This is a genomic window from Exiguobacterium sp. s181 (genome assembly GCF_018617125.1).
GTDB lineage: Bacteria > Bacillota > Bacilli > Exiguobacteriales > Exiguobacteriaceae > Exiguobacterium > Exiguobacterium profundum.
Genome location: NZ_JACSJM010000003.1, coordinates 169,980 through 185,726 on the forward strand (window position 1 = coordinate 169,980; position 15,747 = coordinate 185,726).

Here is a 15,747-nt window from a genome sequence, read left to right on the forward strand (position 1 = left end):
GAGAGATGACTTGAATAGGACATATGTCCAAAAAACAAAAAAGCAACTTCGACATTCGAAGTTGCTTCACACGATTATCCGAGTAACTTAACAAGTTCTTTCCCGACCGCTTCAGAAGACTGAGGATTCTGACCCGTGACGAGACGTTCGTCAACCGCCACATTCACCGCCCAGTTGTCAGCTCCCTTGAACTGCCCGCCTTGATTGCGTAGTCCTGTTTCAAGTAGAAACGGGACGGCAGAATCGAGTTGCATCTCTTTTTCTTCTGCATCGGTGAACCCTGTTACCTGTTTATCTTTAACGAGTGGCTCATCGTTGCTGAGTTTCACATTGACCAATCCAATTGGTCCGTGGCAAACTGCCCCGACAATATTTCCACTCTCGTATACATTGCGAATGACACGTTGTAACGTTTCATTTTCTGGGAAATCAACAACTGTCCCGTGACCACCCGGTAAGAAGATTGCATCGTACGACTCGTCTGCGACTTGATCGAGACGAGCTGTGTCTTTGAGCAATTCCCGTGTATTGAGAATGTCTTCTGACAAACCATCTTCTAAACTATTCGCATCGATTGGCACGTCTCCACCTTCGATACTCGCGACCGTCACTTTATACCCTTCTTTTTCGAACAATAAATAAGGAACGGCAAACTCTTCAAGCCAAAGTCCCGTTGCATGACCATTTGATAATTGATTTGCTGACGTTGTGACAATCAGTACATGTTTCGACATACTCAATTCCTCCTTCAAGAAAATCAACATACGACTCTAGTGTTCCCGATTCATCATCTGTTAAACCTGATGACCTGTCCGCTCATGACAAGGCGTAACTTTTTTTAACCTGGTTATTTATTCATCATCCCTTTTTCTTACCACCCTCTATACTGAGGAAGAATTGCAATTCCAACCCATGAAGGAGACGTGTGCTATGACGAAACGAATGAACGACTGGGGATTTCTCATTGTCGTCGCCATCATCATCCTATTGCTTGTGCTTGGTCAGCTGCCGTTCTTCATGTAATCTTCACGAATATTCTTTACCAGTTGTAGTATGATTGCCTTGTAAGCACTTACACCAAACCTGATATGAAAGGATGGAGTTCACTATGTCAGAACGCATTTTCATCAGTCCGGCCAAGTATGTGCAAGGGAAACAAACGATTGATCGCATCGGAGAGTTTGTCGCTCACTTCGGTTCCAACGCTTTACTCATCGCGGATGACGTCGTATGGGAGTTGATCGGCGAACGGGTGACCCAGTCTCTGCAAGCGAGCCAGCTCAAGGCGACGAAAGCTGATTTCATCGGAGAAGCGTCGAAGCACGAAATCATTCGAATCGCTACAGACGCTAAGAAGCATGAAACAGCGTTTGTTATCGGTCTCGGCGGTGGGAAAACGCTCGATACAGCAAAAGCGGTCGCAGATGAATTGGATGCGCGTATCGTCATTGTACCGACCATCGCCTCTACGGATGCACCGACGAGCGCATTGTCGGTCATATATACAGATGAAGGCAATTTCGAAAGCTACCGTTTCTATAAAAAGAATCCGGATCTCGTCCTTGTGGATACGGAATTGATTGCACAAGCACCGCCACGCTTCTTAGCGTCAGGTATTGCCGATGCATTGGCCACGTGGGTGGAAGTGCGAAGTGTCCTGGCATTCGGAGGCAAGACGATGGCTGGCGGTGTCCCGACACTTGCGGCGGAGGCGATTGCCGAACGGTGTGAAGAGGTTCTATTCACATATGGGATTCAAGCGTATGAAGCTGTGAAAGCAAAAGTCGTCACACCTGCGCTTGAAGCTGTTGTGGAAGCCAACACCTTATTGAGCGGGCTCGGCTTTGAAAGTGGTGGCTTGGCTGCAGCCCATGCCATTCACAATGGATTCACCGCACTTGAAGGAGACATCCACCATTTGACGCACGGTGAAAAAGTTGCATTTGGAACACTCGTGCAACTCGCACTCGAAGGACGCCCTCAAGAAGAGTTCGAGCAGTATGTTGCCTTTTATATGGCACTCGACTTACCGGTCACACTTGAAGATATCAAATTGAAAGATGCATCTCGAGACGATATCTTGAAGGTCGGGAAAGCGGCCACGGCAGATGGCGAAACGATTCATAGCGGTTTCGATGTTACACCTGAAGAAGTTGCTGACGCCATCATCGCTGCGGATCGCTATGCACGTCTTTATAAAGAACACCTATAAAAACAGCGAGACGAAGCTCACACGGCTTCGTCTCGCTGTTTTTTGTTCAGGAAGAATGATGAGAGAATTCCTACTCCCATACAACTGACCGTCAAAAGGAAGAACGTCAGCTGATTCATATAGATGATATTCGTGAACTGGTTCCATCCTGCTGCGTACGACTCATTGGCTGACAAACGAATTCCTTCTCGAAGAGACGCCGCCTGCGATTGGTTAGTCATCCAAGCTATACCAGCCATGACGAAACTTCCAATCGCTAAACTAACCTTTCCAAATGGTCGCACGGATGCGACGACTCGATGTGTCAAACGAACGGTGATCCAAATAAACAACAACAGAAACGGCCATCCAATTAAGAGAACAATCCAGTATAGATTCCCTTCACTCGGTGTTTCCGAGTAAGGGGTCGTCATCACTTCACCAAGCTTAAAGATTCCGAACGTGATCAACGTCACGATAAACCATGCTTTTATCAATTTCTCCATCTCAACACCTCGTCCTCAGTATAGCAAAAACACCGTATGCGTCTGCATACAGTGTTTAGTCTTTCGGTCGGACGACGTAGTAAATCAAAATGACGAGCCACGTCCACACTCCTGTGAAAATCCCGATAATCCCGACGATGAAAAAACCAAGCGGAATCATCGATTTCGTTCGATTATAGTCCTTCCACATATTCGATAGCCCTTTGATATTAAAATACAAAAAGGCAAAGAATAGGACGAGCAATAAAAGTGGTAAACCGACTAAAGCTTCCATTCGCTCACTCCTCTCTACGATCTCATTCGTTATCTTTATTGTATCGGATTTCATGCCCACCTTCATCGGACCCAAGCCGTATCCTCTTCCGACCTAAAGGCGGATTAAAGATGCACAGTCTATCAAGAAAACGGGAAAAGGAACATCATCTAACTCTCGAGGAGGCGTTTTGCCATGAAGTCCCTGCGTATTTTTGTCATTTGTCTGCTGTTGTTTCAAGTGTCGCCAGTGACAGCGGCATCCTCGTCCCCACAACCAGGTTACACGATTAAAACGACCTATTTGTACGGTCGTGCCATGCAATCTTCCCCTATCCTTAAGACGCTACGAACGAACGTCCCAGTCCGCTATACGACCTATAATCGGAGTTGGTCGAACGTCTACATCGGAAATACGAAGTACTTCACTCCATCTGCCAACTTGAAAGCCGGTATCCCGAAGATGCCATCTGCCGATCGTTTACGACTAGTCAACAAGGCGAATGGACTCCCGTCCACTTATCGTTCCCCACAACTTGTCACGTTAACCATTCCAACTGTTTATCAAAAAGGGAGTGAACGGACCTTGATGACGGCGGAGGCAGCCTATGCTCTGGCTAAACTGTATTATGCGGGTCGGAAGCAAGGTCATACGTTATACGCCCTTAGCGCCTACCGATCTTACTCGACACAAAAGTCACTCTATGCCTATTACGTCAACACACGTGGGGTCGCATACGCTTCAAAATATGTGGCACGTCCCGGTCACAGTGAACATCAAACGGGTCTCGCCGTTGATATGACGAGTCAACGCATGCGTCTAGGCCTATATGAATCCTTCGACCGATCGCCTGAAGGGAAATGGATGCTTCAAAACGCCCATCTCTATGGATTTATCGTCCGCTATCCAAAAGGAAAAGAGAAAATCACGGGATACAATTACGAACCTTGGCATTTGCGTTATGTCGGTGTCACTGAAGCGACGATGATGAAGCAGAAGAACTGGGCGTTCGAAGAATGGTGGAGCAGACGTTGAGTGAGCATCCTTTTTCAGGCATTTCCCTGTTCACGTTATAATGGAGTCATCTTATTTGTATAGGGGGAAATGTGGGATGTGGATTGTGATGAACAAACTAGACGTTGAAAAAGGGAAAGCCGACGCGGTCAAAGCACGCTTCGAAACGACAAAAGGAATCGAAGCGATGGATGGCTTTGTCCGTATGCAAGTGTTGACGGATACGTCTGATGAGGCGATGGATCATGTCGTCATCATGACCACGTGGCGTGATGCAGACAGCTTTGAGAACTGGCGCGACAGCAATGCTTATAAGCACGCCCATAAGAAACGTGATGACGGGACTTCAGAAGTGAAACCAATCGTCCTCGGCAACACCGTTACCCAATATGAGGTCGCCATTGAACATCTCGCCTCAACGGAGCGCGTTCAATAAATCTTGAGGACGGATGATGCCGAGTAGCGGTTCATCCGGATTTCCGGTCTCTGTAATCAGAAGGGCGTCATATCGTGCGCCCTCTTTCATTTGCGTAAAGCAGTGCTGTGCCTCGATTACGGTCGCATCCTTTCGAATGAATCGATACCGGTGCATATGCGGATCGTGGTGGAGCACGTGCTTCACCCGAACTCCTTTGAGTGACAAGTTGGGCCCGTCGATTGTTTCGGCTAGCCAACTGGTCACTCCTTTTTTCGTCAACAGTCCGCGCCAAGACCCATTGTCATGATATACAGGGAATTGCGAATAATTTTTATCTCGAATCTCCCGGAGTACTTCCGTCAAAAAATCTTCCGACTGAAACGTCACCACCGATTTCGCAAACAATGGAATGACGAGACGTGGATGAAGGAGCTCTCGCTCTACTTCTAAAATCAATGCAACAAGCGACTCGTGTGGCTCCGCGATAATAAAATCAGGTTCACGCCGCTCATGGACGATGGCATTTCGTAGTTGACTCATCTGATGTAAATCTTCTTTATACCGGTCGATGATTGGATTTTGTTTCGCTAACCGATTCACCATGTTACTAAAACTGAAATGTTGCCCATCTCCCATCTCTCGACTCAAGTAGTCCTCGATTCGATGATAGGATGCCAAAAATTCTTCAGCACGACTCATGTGATCACCCTCCTTAACGATACATGTATACCCTCTTTTTTATCATTTGAGCAGGAAACCGTTTATTCATCCCGAATGACATAGAAATCATCTTAATTATGGAGGAGGGCTATCATGGCGACTTCGATTCATCCCACATCACCAACTTCACCGCAACCCACGTTTCGCGCAGGACTACGCGCCGGCATTCCCGTCGCCATCGGATATATCCCGATTGCGATTGCCTTCGGTCTTTTGGCACAATCTTTCAACTTGCCGAATGCTATCACATTATCGATGTCCTTTTTGATCTTTGCCGGGGCAAGTCAGTTCATTACGGTACAACTTCTGATGGCCGGTTCGATGTATTGGGAAATCATTTTGACGACGTTCATTCTAAACTCTCGCCATTTTTTAATGTCCGCCTCACTATCCCAACGGATTGAGAGTACATCTCGAAGACTATTGGCTACCATCGCGTTTGGTGTGACCGACGAAACGTTCAGCATCGCCTCTACTCGTCAAGAGGCCCGTTCCGGTATGTTCGTGCTCGGGTTGAATACAATCGCATTTCTTGCTTGGAACGTCGGGACGTGGATGGGGGTCTTCCTCGCCTTCGGTCTTCCAAGCACATTACAGGCGAGTATGGGGATTGCGCTATATGCGATGTTCATCGGGTTACTCGTTCCATCATTAACGACTCGTCCTGTCTTCGTCGTAGCAAGCTTAGCTATCATTATTCAAGCCATACTCCATTGGGTCATCACCCCGTTCTTCTCAATCTCAGATGGGATTCGAATCATCGTCGCGACCGTTGTCGCAGCCGGAATCGGTGCTTTCGTATTTAAGGAGGAAGAGGTCACATGATATCGTTGTTTCTACTCGTTCTAGGATTGGCACTTGTCACGTATCTCCCTCGCCTTGTCCCGCTACTCTGGCTAAAGGAATTGGCGTTACCGGCATATATGAAACGATTTCTTTCCTTCATCCCGTATGCGGTACTGGCTAGTTTGATTTTTCCGGGCGTCCTATCCTCCACGACCACCACCTCGTCTGCCTTATTCGGAGGAGTGGTTGCCACTTTCCTGGCGCTACTACGGGTCAACCTCGTCGTTGTCGTCATTGGAGCTGTATTCGGGGTATATGCCTTTCAAACTATATGACAAAGGAGCGGCACACGAGGTGCTGCTCCTTTTCTTATGCTGATATGCCCTGACGACGAAGCTGGACGAATACGTCCACAAATTCCGCGTCCCATTGTGTTCCCCGACCGCTCTCCAATATGGAAAGCGCCTTTTCCACTGGCATTCCTGACCGATAGGGTCGATCTGATGTCATGGCATCATAAGCATCGGCAATCGCCATGATTCTTCCGAATAACGGAATGTCGACCGCATGTAAGCGGTCCGGGTATCCTTTCCCATCGATTCGTTCGTGGTGCGATCGAACTCCGGCTAAAATCGGTTGAAGCGATGCAGGTAAATGAATTTGACTCAAAATATGGATGCCAATGGTCGGATGTTCTTGAATTTTTGAAAACTCTTCGTCTGTCAGCTTCCCTTCTTTTAGTAGGACGTCATCTCGAATTCCAATTTTCCCGATGTCATGTAGAAGTGCTGACTTATTGAGTAAATCGACTTGTGCATGCGGTAAGCCAATGGCGCGAGCAAGCTCAACGGAATACATCGCGACACGCTCCGAATGACCTGCTGTGTAGGGATCACGTGCATCGAGCGTTGCTGCGAATAAAATGAAGAGGCTGTCTAACAGCTGTGCGTTTTCTTGTTCACGAGCAGTTACCGTCTCAACCATTTGATTGAATCCCCCAATCAATTGGGCGAACTCATCTAAGTACGGATTCTCGATTTTCTGAAGTTGTCCCGACTCCATCTGTTCGATGCCGGACGTCAAAAATCCAATCGGACGTTTGATGTTGTCATAGAGTAAGAAACTGCATAACACCGCAATTCCGACGATGATGACAAGAATCACGAGCGCCCAATTCCAATACGTATCCGTTCGAGTCGAAGTCGACAATTGGACACTCGACGCCAACATGAACAACATGATGGGAAAGATACCCGTAATGAGCATACTGATCAATAATTTAGTTCGGACACTAAATGATCGATACGTTGCATGAATAGGCAGATGATAAAGTTCGAGATGCCTTTCTTTCATGTATACAAGTAATGGCTCAACCGATCGAACCGTCAAAAAATATTCAATCAAGGCATGTAGTACCGCAATCATGACGGCCCCGATTGCAGCCAAGCCGATCAAACGATAAGGTAAGTCAATCCACCCCATCTGAATAAAAACGGCGGTTAAACCAATTGACGGGATGGATAATCCAAACAAATGAGGACCTAAAATCCGTTGCACCGTTAAAATCGGGAATCGACTCGCTTGTTCGAATGCCGACGTCAATTCGTCAATCGATGGGGATTCGATCATAAAAAGCTGTCGTATCGGTCGAATGTGGCGACGGTATAAGAGTAGTTCTGAGAAAATCATAACTATCCCTGACCCCAACATGATGCCTAACAGTAGTAAAATCTCTCGAATGGACAGGTCAAGCGTTTGAAAAATAAAGACACCACCTACTCCAAAGACGGCCAAACCTGAGCCGATGATATAGTTCATCACGAGCGTCCGTTGAAAACGTTCAAACATTCCCCTCACCCCTACACTCTTTTCTTTTACTATCGACCAGATTTATGCTTGAGTTGAACACAAAAAAACGGATCTCCTTGTAGGAGACCCGTTCAAGCATCGATTATGGGCGTAACGGACCATCGTTATCATCAAGTGATCGATTGTCCTGATCCGGAGTGATGTTTTCATGGAACGGATTCGGTTCCGGTCCATCCACATGGTCAACTTTTGGATTTTGAACATCTCGCTTCAACTCGTGTTTCGATTGTTCCGCTTCATGTTTCGACTGCTCCACGCCTTGCTTCGCTTGTTGTTTTGCTGCTTCCGCTTCGCGGCTCATCTGTTCTTTCTCCTGCTCAAGACCTTCTTTTGAAACTTCCGTTTCATCAATGCGTTGCTCCGCCTTTTTCAAATAACGTGCCGCCGTCTCGCGACCACCAAGACCGAAAGCAAGACCGAAGGCGAGGGCAACGGCCCCAAGAATGAGAAGGAATGCTGTATTGACAATCACCGGTGCGATGCCGAGTTGGCTAACGGCCATGAAGAAGACGAGTCCGAGAATCGCATACTTCGCTACGTAGCGAAGCGCACTCGGTTGTCCTGCTCCATCGACAAGTACACTTCCGACCAACCGCTCTGCCATGTTCGCCAACCAGAATCCGACTGCCAAGATGATGAGTGCTGCGATGACCATCGGCAAGTAAGCAAAGATGGCTGTTGCAAGAGATGCCATGAACTCAAGATTCGCGACTTGAAGTGCTTCAGATACGAAGAGCAAGATCACGATTACTTGGACAATGACACCGACCACTTGAGCGATTGACATCGAAGACGCACGTTCCCCGAAGCCCATTTTTTGAGCCAACGAGTTGACGCCAAGATTCTCAAGAAGGGATACGACGACCCCTTTCAACCATCTTGCCACGAACACCCCGACGAGGACGAGGACGATTGCAACGAGAATGTCTGGAATCATGACAAGGACATCATTGAGCATCGCAATCGCGGGTTCCGAGATTCCTCGAATATCGAGCGCTTCAAGCGCCGAAATCGTCACCGGAATCATGATGAAGATGAAGACGATTGTACCGATCGCTTTCGCAAGACTCGATCCTTTCACATAATCAGAAAGATGGAATCGCTCTGCTAAGCGATCTAACCCTGCTGCTTCAAGGAACTTCGTCAAAATGTCACGTACAATCTTCGCGACGACATAACCGATTGCGAAGATGAGCGCCGCTGCGACAAGTTTCGGAATGAATCCGAGGAAGCTGTTCAATAAGTCTTCGAATGGTCCGCTGACCCCACGAAGTCCAAGGGCATCAAGTACAGCCGGTAGCGCCAATAAGAGCACGAGATAGAAGACGATGTTCGCGACCGTGTCGACCCACTTCGTTTGATTGACACTTGTCGATTCTTGCCCCGTTTTTTCCATCAACTTGCTCAAATTCAAACGATGTCCCGCCATTTGAATCCCCTTTTTCAAAAGGGTAGCGATGACCCAGGCAACGAGTAAAATCAGGCCGGCTTTGATGACACCGATAATCAGTCCAGAGAATCCTTCATAAATTTGACTGAATGGTTCCGTAATGGCTGGAACGTTCATGAATTCAAAGATGATCAGGAATGCGAGGAGTAATACCCCAAAGAACACGACTTTCCCGATAATGCGTTCAGGGGTCCACTTTTCTCCTTTCTCCCCATCTTTTTGAATACCCACTCGCTCATCGAGTCGTGCTTTCTTCAATGCTTTACGTGTCACGTTTTCCAATACTTTTGCCAAGATGTAACCGACTACAAGAATAACAATTGCCAGCAAAAGCTCTGGTAGCCATGACATGAACGTATTGAAGTTATACGTTGTGTTGTTCATCGAATCTTCCTCCTTTTTCACATGAAATGATTGTTTTTATTTAACAGTGCTATTTCATACATACCTATATTTCAAAATCATCAAACCTGAATTGTAAGTCAATTCGTTTACATGACTATTACGATTCATTGGAAATGGGTACGTTAGTTTAAGAGAGAAATCGTGCCAAATGAAGTCAAATATGATACGAATAACAAGAGACGTCATGTTAGGAGGAATTTAGGATGAATATCGCTTTAGTGGCTCACGACAAGAAGAAAGATGATTTAATCGTCCTCATTAAAACTTACACCCATATACTAAAGAAACATCAGTTGTTTGCGACCGGTACAACGGGTAAGCGAATCGCTGAAGCGACCGGCTTGCCTGTCCATTGCTTCCGATCCGGACCGCTTGGAGGGGACCAAGAAATCGGTGCTGCCGTCGCACGCGGGGAGATGGATATGATCATCTTTTTCAGAGACCCATTAACTGCTCAACCTCATGAACCGGATGTGAGCGCATTGATGCGTCTTTGTGACGTCTACTCCATCCCGCTTTCGACAAATATGGGTGGAAGCGAAATTTTGATTCGAAGTATCGAGCAAGGTGATTTCGAGTCACTTAAACTTTCTCATAACGACGAACCTCCGGCTTGACCATGACAAACCGAGAAAGGAGAGGAATCTCCCTGGAACCGAATATGATTCACGACCCGAACGTCCAACAGTTCTTTAACGACGTGCGCCAGCGCCTCATCGAACTACTTGGAAATGAGGCAGAAGCGGATCGCCATCTACTCGCACTTGCTGGATATATCCGGCATGCAGAGAAAAGTGGTCAGTCGCTCGAAAGTCTTTTAAACCAAGATCCTCAGGAATACGCTCGTTTCCTCATTGAACAACCCGAAACAAATGAAGAATATCGTCGACGCTATCACGTGTTGATTGATGCCTCGGATGAATTAAAACCTCATGAAAAAGCGCAAGCAAACCGGGAATTCGATTGGGCCGTCAATCAATTGGACGAAGCCAAGCTTTCGTTAAAAGAAATCGAAGTGCGCGACCTTGCCTTCCTCGCCTACACAAAGATTGAAGCACTCAAATCGTCTCGTACGATTTGGAACCGCTTCGGCTGGCTACTAGGTATGATTTTGGCATTTGCCTACGCCAACTTACTGCTCGTGATTGACGATGTCTTTAGCGGTCGACTATTCACCGCCCCCATGTCGACGTATCCAATTGATTATCTGGCCTTCCTGTTACCCGTCCTCGTGACCGGTGCTATCTTCGGCATATTGACCCGTTTTCGACATTACATCCAGACGCTCGGTCGGCGTATTGCATTCGCCTTGCTCATCGTTGTCGTCTACATCATGTCTATCTTTCTGATTCAACCGCTCTTAATGACAATTGGTTGGTCATTCATCATTCAGTTGACCCCACTCTACGCGCTCATTTTAATGGCGATCAGTGGCTTTATGGCCATCTGGACATTAATCGAGTTCGTCTGGAAGAGTACACGTTGTTCTCTCGGAGACGATACGCTCATGCTTTATTACTAACCACGCCACTCCTCTTAGGAGACGGCGTTTTTTGTTTCGATTATGGCGAGAACGGAAATTACTCCTATTGTGACGCTTGTTTTAGATTGGAAATTCTAAAGGGGGTATTCGATGTCAGAACGAAAAATGATTGGCCTGTTCCAGACAGAACAGGAAGTCATGCACAAAGTGGAAGAGCTGAAAGCTGCAGGGGAAGCTGAAAAAAATATGCATGTTGTCGCCAAGCGGGACGGGGAAATTTCTGCGTTACGTGATCACACGGATGTAAATGCCGAGTCCGGTATCCGTGACGTCAATTGGCTTGACCGTGTCAAAGCATTCCTACACGGAAGTGACCGCATTCGTGATGAGTTACGGAATATGGGGCTAAACGATGCCGAAGCGGAACAGTATTATGATGCAATCGATGAAGGACAGATTCTACTCTACATCGATCGACACTCGTACGACCGCTATCCGAACATGTATAAAAAAGACAGTGAGCTCGATCATGATAAAGGGGAAAAAGCGGATGGGATCGCCTTTGACGCGAAACCATTTAACGATCACGACGAGAATCCACGTGGTACAAAGGATGATCCGATTGTACGCGGTCATTCTGGATTAGAAGATCATCGCCGATTATAAGGAGGAACGACTATGAATGAGAAACGATTTATCAGTATGCACGACACGCAGGATGCAGCACTTGGGAAAATCGAGGAGTTGCGAGCGAAAGGGTATGAAGACTCACACATTTATGTCGTCACAAAACATGAAGACAACGTTTCGATTTTGAGACGTGATACAGATGTTCATACGGAAGCGACCCATCAAGCGAGCTGGTTCGATAAGGTTCGGGCGTTCCTCAGCGGTCATGAAGACGTGCACGCTGGTCTACGCAACATGGGACTGAGCGAAGAGGAAGTAAAACGTCACTATGACGATGTAGAAGCCGGGAAAATCCTCGTTTATGTGGATGAAGACTTTGAACGTCGTCATCAAGACGGGGTGACAGTCGATTCGAAACCATATCAAGACGCATCATCGACTCATCTCGGTAGTCATACTGACGATGGATTGGAAATCGACTCAAAACCTTATCGTGAGGCTCAGACCATCGACCCAAGCCATCCCGTAGACCCGGAGCAAGATAAACTGGATAAAGAAACGAAGAATCCAGATCGCGAGGAAAAACTACGTGGTCTCGATGATCGTGCTTATCGAAATGACGTAGAAGATCCGGATAATATCCGACGTTTCTAACATAGTAACAAAGAGCCTGACGCACCCGCGTCAGGCTCTTCTTACGTCAAACGATTCTTCGGTTCTTTCCCTTCGAGCACATTTGTGATGGCATCTCGATTCAATGCCATCATCGCCAGACGTGTCCGAATCGTTGCACTCCCGATATGCGGTAATGTCGTCACGTTCGGAAGCGTCAATAATGGATGACCGAGGTCGATTGGTTCTTTTGTGAATACGTCTAATCCCGCTCCCCAAATCTTCCTCGCTTTAAGTGCTTCATATAGCGCCTTTTCATCGATGATTTCTCCACGAGCCACATTGATGAAAATGGATGTTTCCTTCATCTTGGCAAACTCTTTAGCCCCGAGCATTCCCCGTGTCTCGTCCGTGAGCGGTGCGAGAACGACGACGAAATCGGATTGTGTCAATAGTTCATCGAGTTCCGCATAGGTGAAGCCATACATCGACTCCGACTCATGTCGCCGTGTCCGGTTATGGTATAGAACTTCCATGTCAAATCCTCTTGCCCGACGTGCGACCGCTTCACCGATTCGCCCCATTCCGATGATACCCAATTTCGCTTGATAAAGGTCCATCCCGACGTAGCCCATCGGCAGCCAGGACTTCCACTCCCCGGCGCGCAAGTCACGTTCCGCCTCTCCGAGACGTCGTGCCGTCATCATCATGAGACCAAACGTCAAATCTGCTGTCGTTTCCGTCAAGACATCGGGTGTGTTGGTGACGATGACGCTATTCTCTTTCGCTGCGTTCAAATCGATATTGTTATATCCGACCGCCAAATTGGAGACGACCTCTAACTGTGTGGCACGCTCAAACACTTCACGGTCAATCGTGTCGCTGAGCATGGTCCAGAGCGCATGCGCAGATGACGCTTCTTCTAACAGCACCTCTCGCGGCACACTTTCCCCTTCATGCTCCCACATGCGCACATCGTATTGATCGCGAAGCGGTTCGACTGCCTCTTCCGGCAAGCGACGCGTAATATAGATTCGTTTCTTCATCTTTCTCCCCCTCTCTACACTTACTTGTAGTCTAACAAATGGAAAGCGTTAAGAGGGTTGATCCGACTTCGGCTTTTGCTTCAAATACTGTTCAAACAGTGACCCGAACTCTTGATTTAACAACTGTTCAATCGTTTTCGATGAATCCATAGCGTTTCGATAGGCGATTTCGTTAATGGCGAGTCCGATGGCCCACGTGATCCCTGATGCGACGGTCGCATTGATGACACCGGCCGCGGCGTTCGCTCCCGGGAAAAACTTCATGATGTTCAAGAGAATCGTTTTCGATAACGTGCGACCGATTTGTGGAATAATGGTACTTCCAATAAGCGTCTTCAACAAATCATCACTCGCTTTGACACCCCAATAACGAAATAGATGGACGCTCATCGTCACCTGAATCGGCGTCAATGCCACGGCATCAGCAAACGGGAGCGGAACCGCAGCAGCCGTTCCTGCGCTCGCGACATAGCCAGAGATGATTCGATTCGCCTTTTTACGCTTTAACTTGAGCATCGCTTCACTCTCTGCATGAATCTCCATCAAGAGCCCTTCCTGCAAGGAAGCATCTAGCTGTTCAACCGACCACGCAATCAGTCGTTCCCAATCCACATATTGACGCAACGCTTCATCGTTCAATATTTCCGAAGAAATGCTGACTTGGAAGATCGCTTCTTCCGGAAGGATTCCATTCAGTTCATTCCGTAATGCCGTCAGTTCCTCTAAATCGACCTGATCGATTTGTGTGAATAAGACAGCGACAGCGGTCGATTCACGTAGACGGCGAATCAAGGCCTTGTCGAGTGTTGTGACACGTTTTGTCGCAGCGTTGATGGTATACCAGACGAGATGAATTCGTTTGGATGCCTCTTGCCGCTTTGCGTTCTCCACAAACCCGATGACTTCCTCTTCGTAATGTTGTTGCCGCGCACTCCCGATCTCATATCCTTCGCTGTCGAACAAGGTGACTGCGATATCATCACTCGTATATTGATGAATTCCTCTTGTGACCGGTTCCCCGGCTGCTACTTTCGTCAAATCACGTCCAAACACGTAGTTCACAACAGAACTCTTTCCTGCTCCCGTTGCTCCCGCGATGAGGATGTTTGGTTTTTTGACATTGCCCCGTAGCCGCTCGAGCTCTGCCTTTAAATCATAATCTTTAAAATCAAATCGTTTCGTCGATTCCATTTACGTTTCCCCCTTATGAGTTGAGCGTGCGACCAAGCTGACCCATCTCGCGCTCAAAGCCGCGTCGAATCTCTTCTTCAATCGTTTGTCTTACAGATGCATATTGTTGCTCGATGGCCTTTTTAATCCCTCGCTCTGCCGCCCGACGCTTGAATGCCCAGTAGATGAAGTGCACTCCAGGAATCATTCCGAGAACCATCTTTCGAACTGTTTTTCCGAACGAGTAGTCAAATCCGAGCTCAACTCGTCTTGTTCTAAACAAAAGGTCTGCTTGCTCTCCGACGAGTGGGTACCGCTGCATGAGTTGGATATAATGACGCACCCCTTCTGCCATCGCCTCTTCCGTCGTCAAAGCGGCCGCTTCAAGCGTATTTTCTAAATCTTTCTCTATTTTTCTAGCTTTCCAACTGATCATTGCTTGCGGGGTCAGCATCCGAATCGTCTCTGCCGAAGCGATACTCCGAATTCTCCAATCCTCTAACTCGTCTAGGAGATGATTCGTCAGATTGATGGGGAGTTTTCGTTCGATGTCTTTCCACAAGTTCGTCCGATTCCGCTTCCATACCTCTTCATACCCTTTGACCGGGACGCGTTTCCCTGTCAGTAATTTCTTTTCGACACTGTTGACACGGATGATGTCCTCTTCTTCAATCGGCAGTTCGCGTAACAATACCCGTTCCATCGCCTCTGCCTTTTGCACACTCATCGGGTCGTCTTCGTTGAAGTTAGTCAGAATGAGGGTGACGTTGCTCCCCCGCTCATATAAAGGTTTTAAAATCGCCTCGAGCTCATACGCCTCGACACGTCCTGACTGCACCGACAATAAGTAGTAAATCGTATGAAACCACTCTGCGATATCGAGCGCCCCTTCACGCTGATGGACGATGGATAGGATCGCTTGGTGCCACTCTTCAGAGCGGTCCGCCTCGAGCCCCCACGTATCGAAAAAACGAAACAAGATACCCCGCTCTAAATCGTAATACTCGTATTTGTGAAGCCCTTCTTGAGTGACCGGACTTCCAGCACGCGATTCGGCGACGTCATGTCCATATATATAGTTGATAAACGCACTCTTTCCGACACCGGTCTTTCCGGCAATCAAAATATTTGAGACGAGCCCTGTCCGATCCATACGTTTCCTCCCTCATTCGTTGTATAGTTCAATTATACCGA

Annotated in this window: 18 protein-coding genes; 9 read left to right on the plus strand and 9 right to left on the minus strand. The window is 47.5% G+C overall.

Features of this window, described 5'->3' with window-relative positions:
- Nucleotides 1–74 precede the first annotated feature (74 nt).
- Complete coding sequence (locus tag KNO70_RS12265) at nucleotides 75–734, minus strand: type 1 glutamine amidotransferase domain-containing protein (RefSeq protein ID WP_015880344.1); 660 nt, start codon at nucleotides 732–734, stop codon at nucleotides 75–77.
- Between the two features lie 374 nt (nucleotides 735–1,108).
- On the opposite strand from KNO70_RS12265, the gene KNO70_RS12270 reads away from it, so the two are divergent.
- Nucleotides 1,109–2,212, plus strand: coding sequence for a glycerol dehydrogenase (locus KNO70_RS12270; RefSeq protein ID WP_214685021.1), 1,104 nt, complete (start codon nucleotides 1,109–1,111; stop codon nucleotides 2,210–2,212).
- A 17-nt stretch (nucleotides 2,213–2,229) separates the two neighbouring features.
- On the opposite strand, the gene KNO70_RS12275 is transcribed toward KNO70_RS12270, so the two are convergent.
- Together KNO70_RS12275 and KNO70_RS12280 are read right to left on the minus strand one after the other, a co-directional pair.
- Nucleotides 2,230–2,697, minus strand: a complete 468-nt coding sequence (locus KNO70_RS12275) for a hypothetical protein (protein ID WP_214688947.1) — start codon at nucleotides 2,695–2,697, stop codon at nucleotides 2,230–2,232.
- A 55-nt stretch (nucleotides 2,698–2,752) separates the two neighbouring features.
- Nucleotides 2,753–2,971, minus strand: coding sequence for a hypothetical protein (locus KNO70_RS12280; protein WP_078146044.1), 219 nt, complete (start codon nucleotides 2,969–2,971; stop codon nucleotides 2,753–2,755).
- A 174-nt stretch (nucleotides 2,972–3,145) separates the two neighbouring features.
- Between KNO70_RS12280 and KNO70_RS12285 the strand changes: the two genes are divergently transcribed.
- On the plus strand, nucleotides 3,146–3,985 hold the full coding sequence (locus KNO70_RS12285; RefSeq protein ID WP_078146043.1) for a M15 family metallopeptidase: 840 nt from the start codon (nucleotides 3,146–3,148) through the stop codon (nucleotides 3,983–3,985).
- Nucleotides 3,986–4,061: 76 nt separating this feature from the next.
- On the plus strand, nucleotides 4,062–4,400 hold the full coding sequence (locus KNO70_RS12290; RefSeq protein WP_074035108.1) for an antibiotic biosynthesis monooxygenase: 339 nt from the start codon (nucleotides 4,062–4,064) through the stop codon (nucleotides 4,398–4,400).
- Here KNO70_RS12290 and KNO70_RS12295 read toward each other — a convergent pair.
- Nucleotides 4,380–5,081 carry a CBS domain-containing protein gene (locus KNO70_RS12295; protein ID WP_074035110.1) on the minus strand — a complete coding sequence of 234 codons (702 nt, stop codon included), beginning with the start codon at nucleotides 5,079–5,081 and terminating at the stop codon, nucleotides 4,380–4,382. The two genes, KNO70_RS12290 and KNO70_RS12295, sit on opposite strands and share 21 nt — an antisense overlap.
- Before the next feature lie 114 nt (nucleotides 5,082–5,195).
- Here KNO70_RS12295 and KNO70_RS12300 point away from each other — a divergent pair, with 114 nt between their 5' ends.
- Both KNO70_RS12300 and KNO70_RS12305 read left to right on the plus strand, forming a co-directional pair.
- On the plus strand, nucleotides 5,196–5,927 hold the full coding sequence (locus KNO70_RS12300) for an AzlC family ABC transporter permease (RefSeq protein WP_159563266.1): 732 nt from the start codon (nucleotides 5,196–5,198) through the stop codon (nucleotides 5,925–5,927).
- Nucleotides 5,924–6,223, plus strand: coding sequence for an AzlD domain-containing protein (locus KNO70_RS12305; RefSeq protein ID WP_074035113.1), 300 nt, complete (start codon nucleotides 5,924–5,926; stop codon nucleotides 6,221–6,223). Before KNO70_RS12300 ends, KNO70_RS12305 begins: the two co-directional genes overlap by 4 nt.
- A gap of 34 nt (nucleotides 6,224–6,257) precedes the next feature.
- Here KNO70_RS12305 and KNO70_RS12310 read toward each other — a convergent pair whose 3' ends face one another.
- Complete coding sequence (locus KNO70_RS12310) at nucleotides 6,258–7,736, minus strand: HD-GYP domain-containing protein (protein WP_214691366.1); 1,479 nt, start codon at nucleotides 7,734–7,736, stop codon at nucleotides 6,258–6,260.
- A 103-nt stretch (nucleotides 7,737–7,839) separates the two neighbouring features.
- On the minus strand, nucleotides 7,840–9,591 hold the full coding sequence (locus KNO70_RS12315; protein WP_214757626.1) for a mechanosensitive ion channel: 1,752 nt from the start codon (nucleotides 9,589–9,591) through the stop codon (nucleotides 7,840–7,842).
- A 224-nt stretch (nucleotides 9,592–9,815) separates the two neighbouring features.
- Between KNO70_RS12315 and mgsA the strand changes: the two genes are divergently transcribed.
- From mgsA to KNO70_RS12335, 4 genes are all read left to right on the plus strand, one after another.
- Nucleotides 9,816–10,229 (plus strand): methylglyoxal synthase, encoded by a 414-nt coding sequence (gene mgsA, locus KNO70_RS12320; protein ID WP_078146039.1) that lies wholly within the window; start codon nucleotides 9,816–9,818, stop codon nucleotides 10,227–10,229.
- A 44-nt stretch (nucleotides 10,230–10,273) separates the two neighbouring features.
- Nucleotides 10,274–11,134 (plus strand): hypothetical protein, encoded by an 861-nt coding sequence (locus tag KNO70_RS12325; protein ID WP_078146038.1) that lies wholly within the window; start codon nucleotides 10,274–10,276, stop codon nucleotides 11,132–11,134.
- Between the two features lie 111 nt (nucleotides 11,135–11,245).
- Complete coding sequence (locus tag KNO70_RS12330; protein WP_078146037.1) at nucleotides 11,246–11,761, plus strand: YflT domain-containing protein; 516 nt, start codon at nucleotides 11,246–11,248, stop codon at nucleotides 11,759–11,761.
- Between the two features lie 12 nt (nucleotides 11,762–11,773).
- The gene (locus KNO70_RS12335; protein ID WP_078146036.1) at nucleotides 11,774–12,379 is read left to right on the plus strand and encodes a YflT domain-containing protein; all 606 of its coding nucleotides are present in this window, start codon (nucleotides 11,774–11,776) and stop codon (nucleotides 12,377–12,379) included.
- Nucleotides 12,380–12,420: 41 nt separating this feature from the next.
- Here the strand turns inward: KNO70_RS12335 and KNO70_RS12340 are convergent, their stop codons facing one another.
- The 3 genes from KNO70_RS12340 to KNO70_RS12350 are packed head-to-tail and all read right to left on the minus strand — an operon-like array spanning nucleotide 12,421 to nucleotide 15,706.
- A complete protein-coding gene (locus tag KNO70_RS12340; protein ID WP_078146035.1) occupies nucleotides 12,421–13,383 on the minus strand; it encodes a 2-hydroxyacid dehydrogenase in 963 nt (320 codons plus the stop codon).
- A gap of 48 nt (nucleotides 13,384–13,431) precedes the next feature.
- Nucleotides 13,432–14,574 (minus strand): YcjF family protein, encoded by a 1,143-nt coding sequence (locus KNO70_RS12345; RefSeq protein WP_214812654.1) that lies wholly within the window; start codon nucleotides 14,572–14,574, stop codon nucleotides 13,432–13,434.
- Between the two features lie 13 nt (nucleotides 14,575–14,587).
- The gene (locus tag KNO70_RS12350; protein ID WP_214685003.1) at nucleotides 14,588–15,706 is read right to left on the minus strand and encodes a GTPase; all 1,119 of its coding nucleotides are present in this window, start codon (nucleotides 15,704–15,706) and stop codon (nucleotides 14,588–14,590) included.
- Nucleotides 15,707–15,747: the final 41 nt, after the last annotated feature.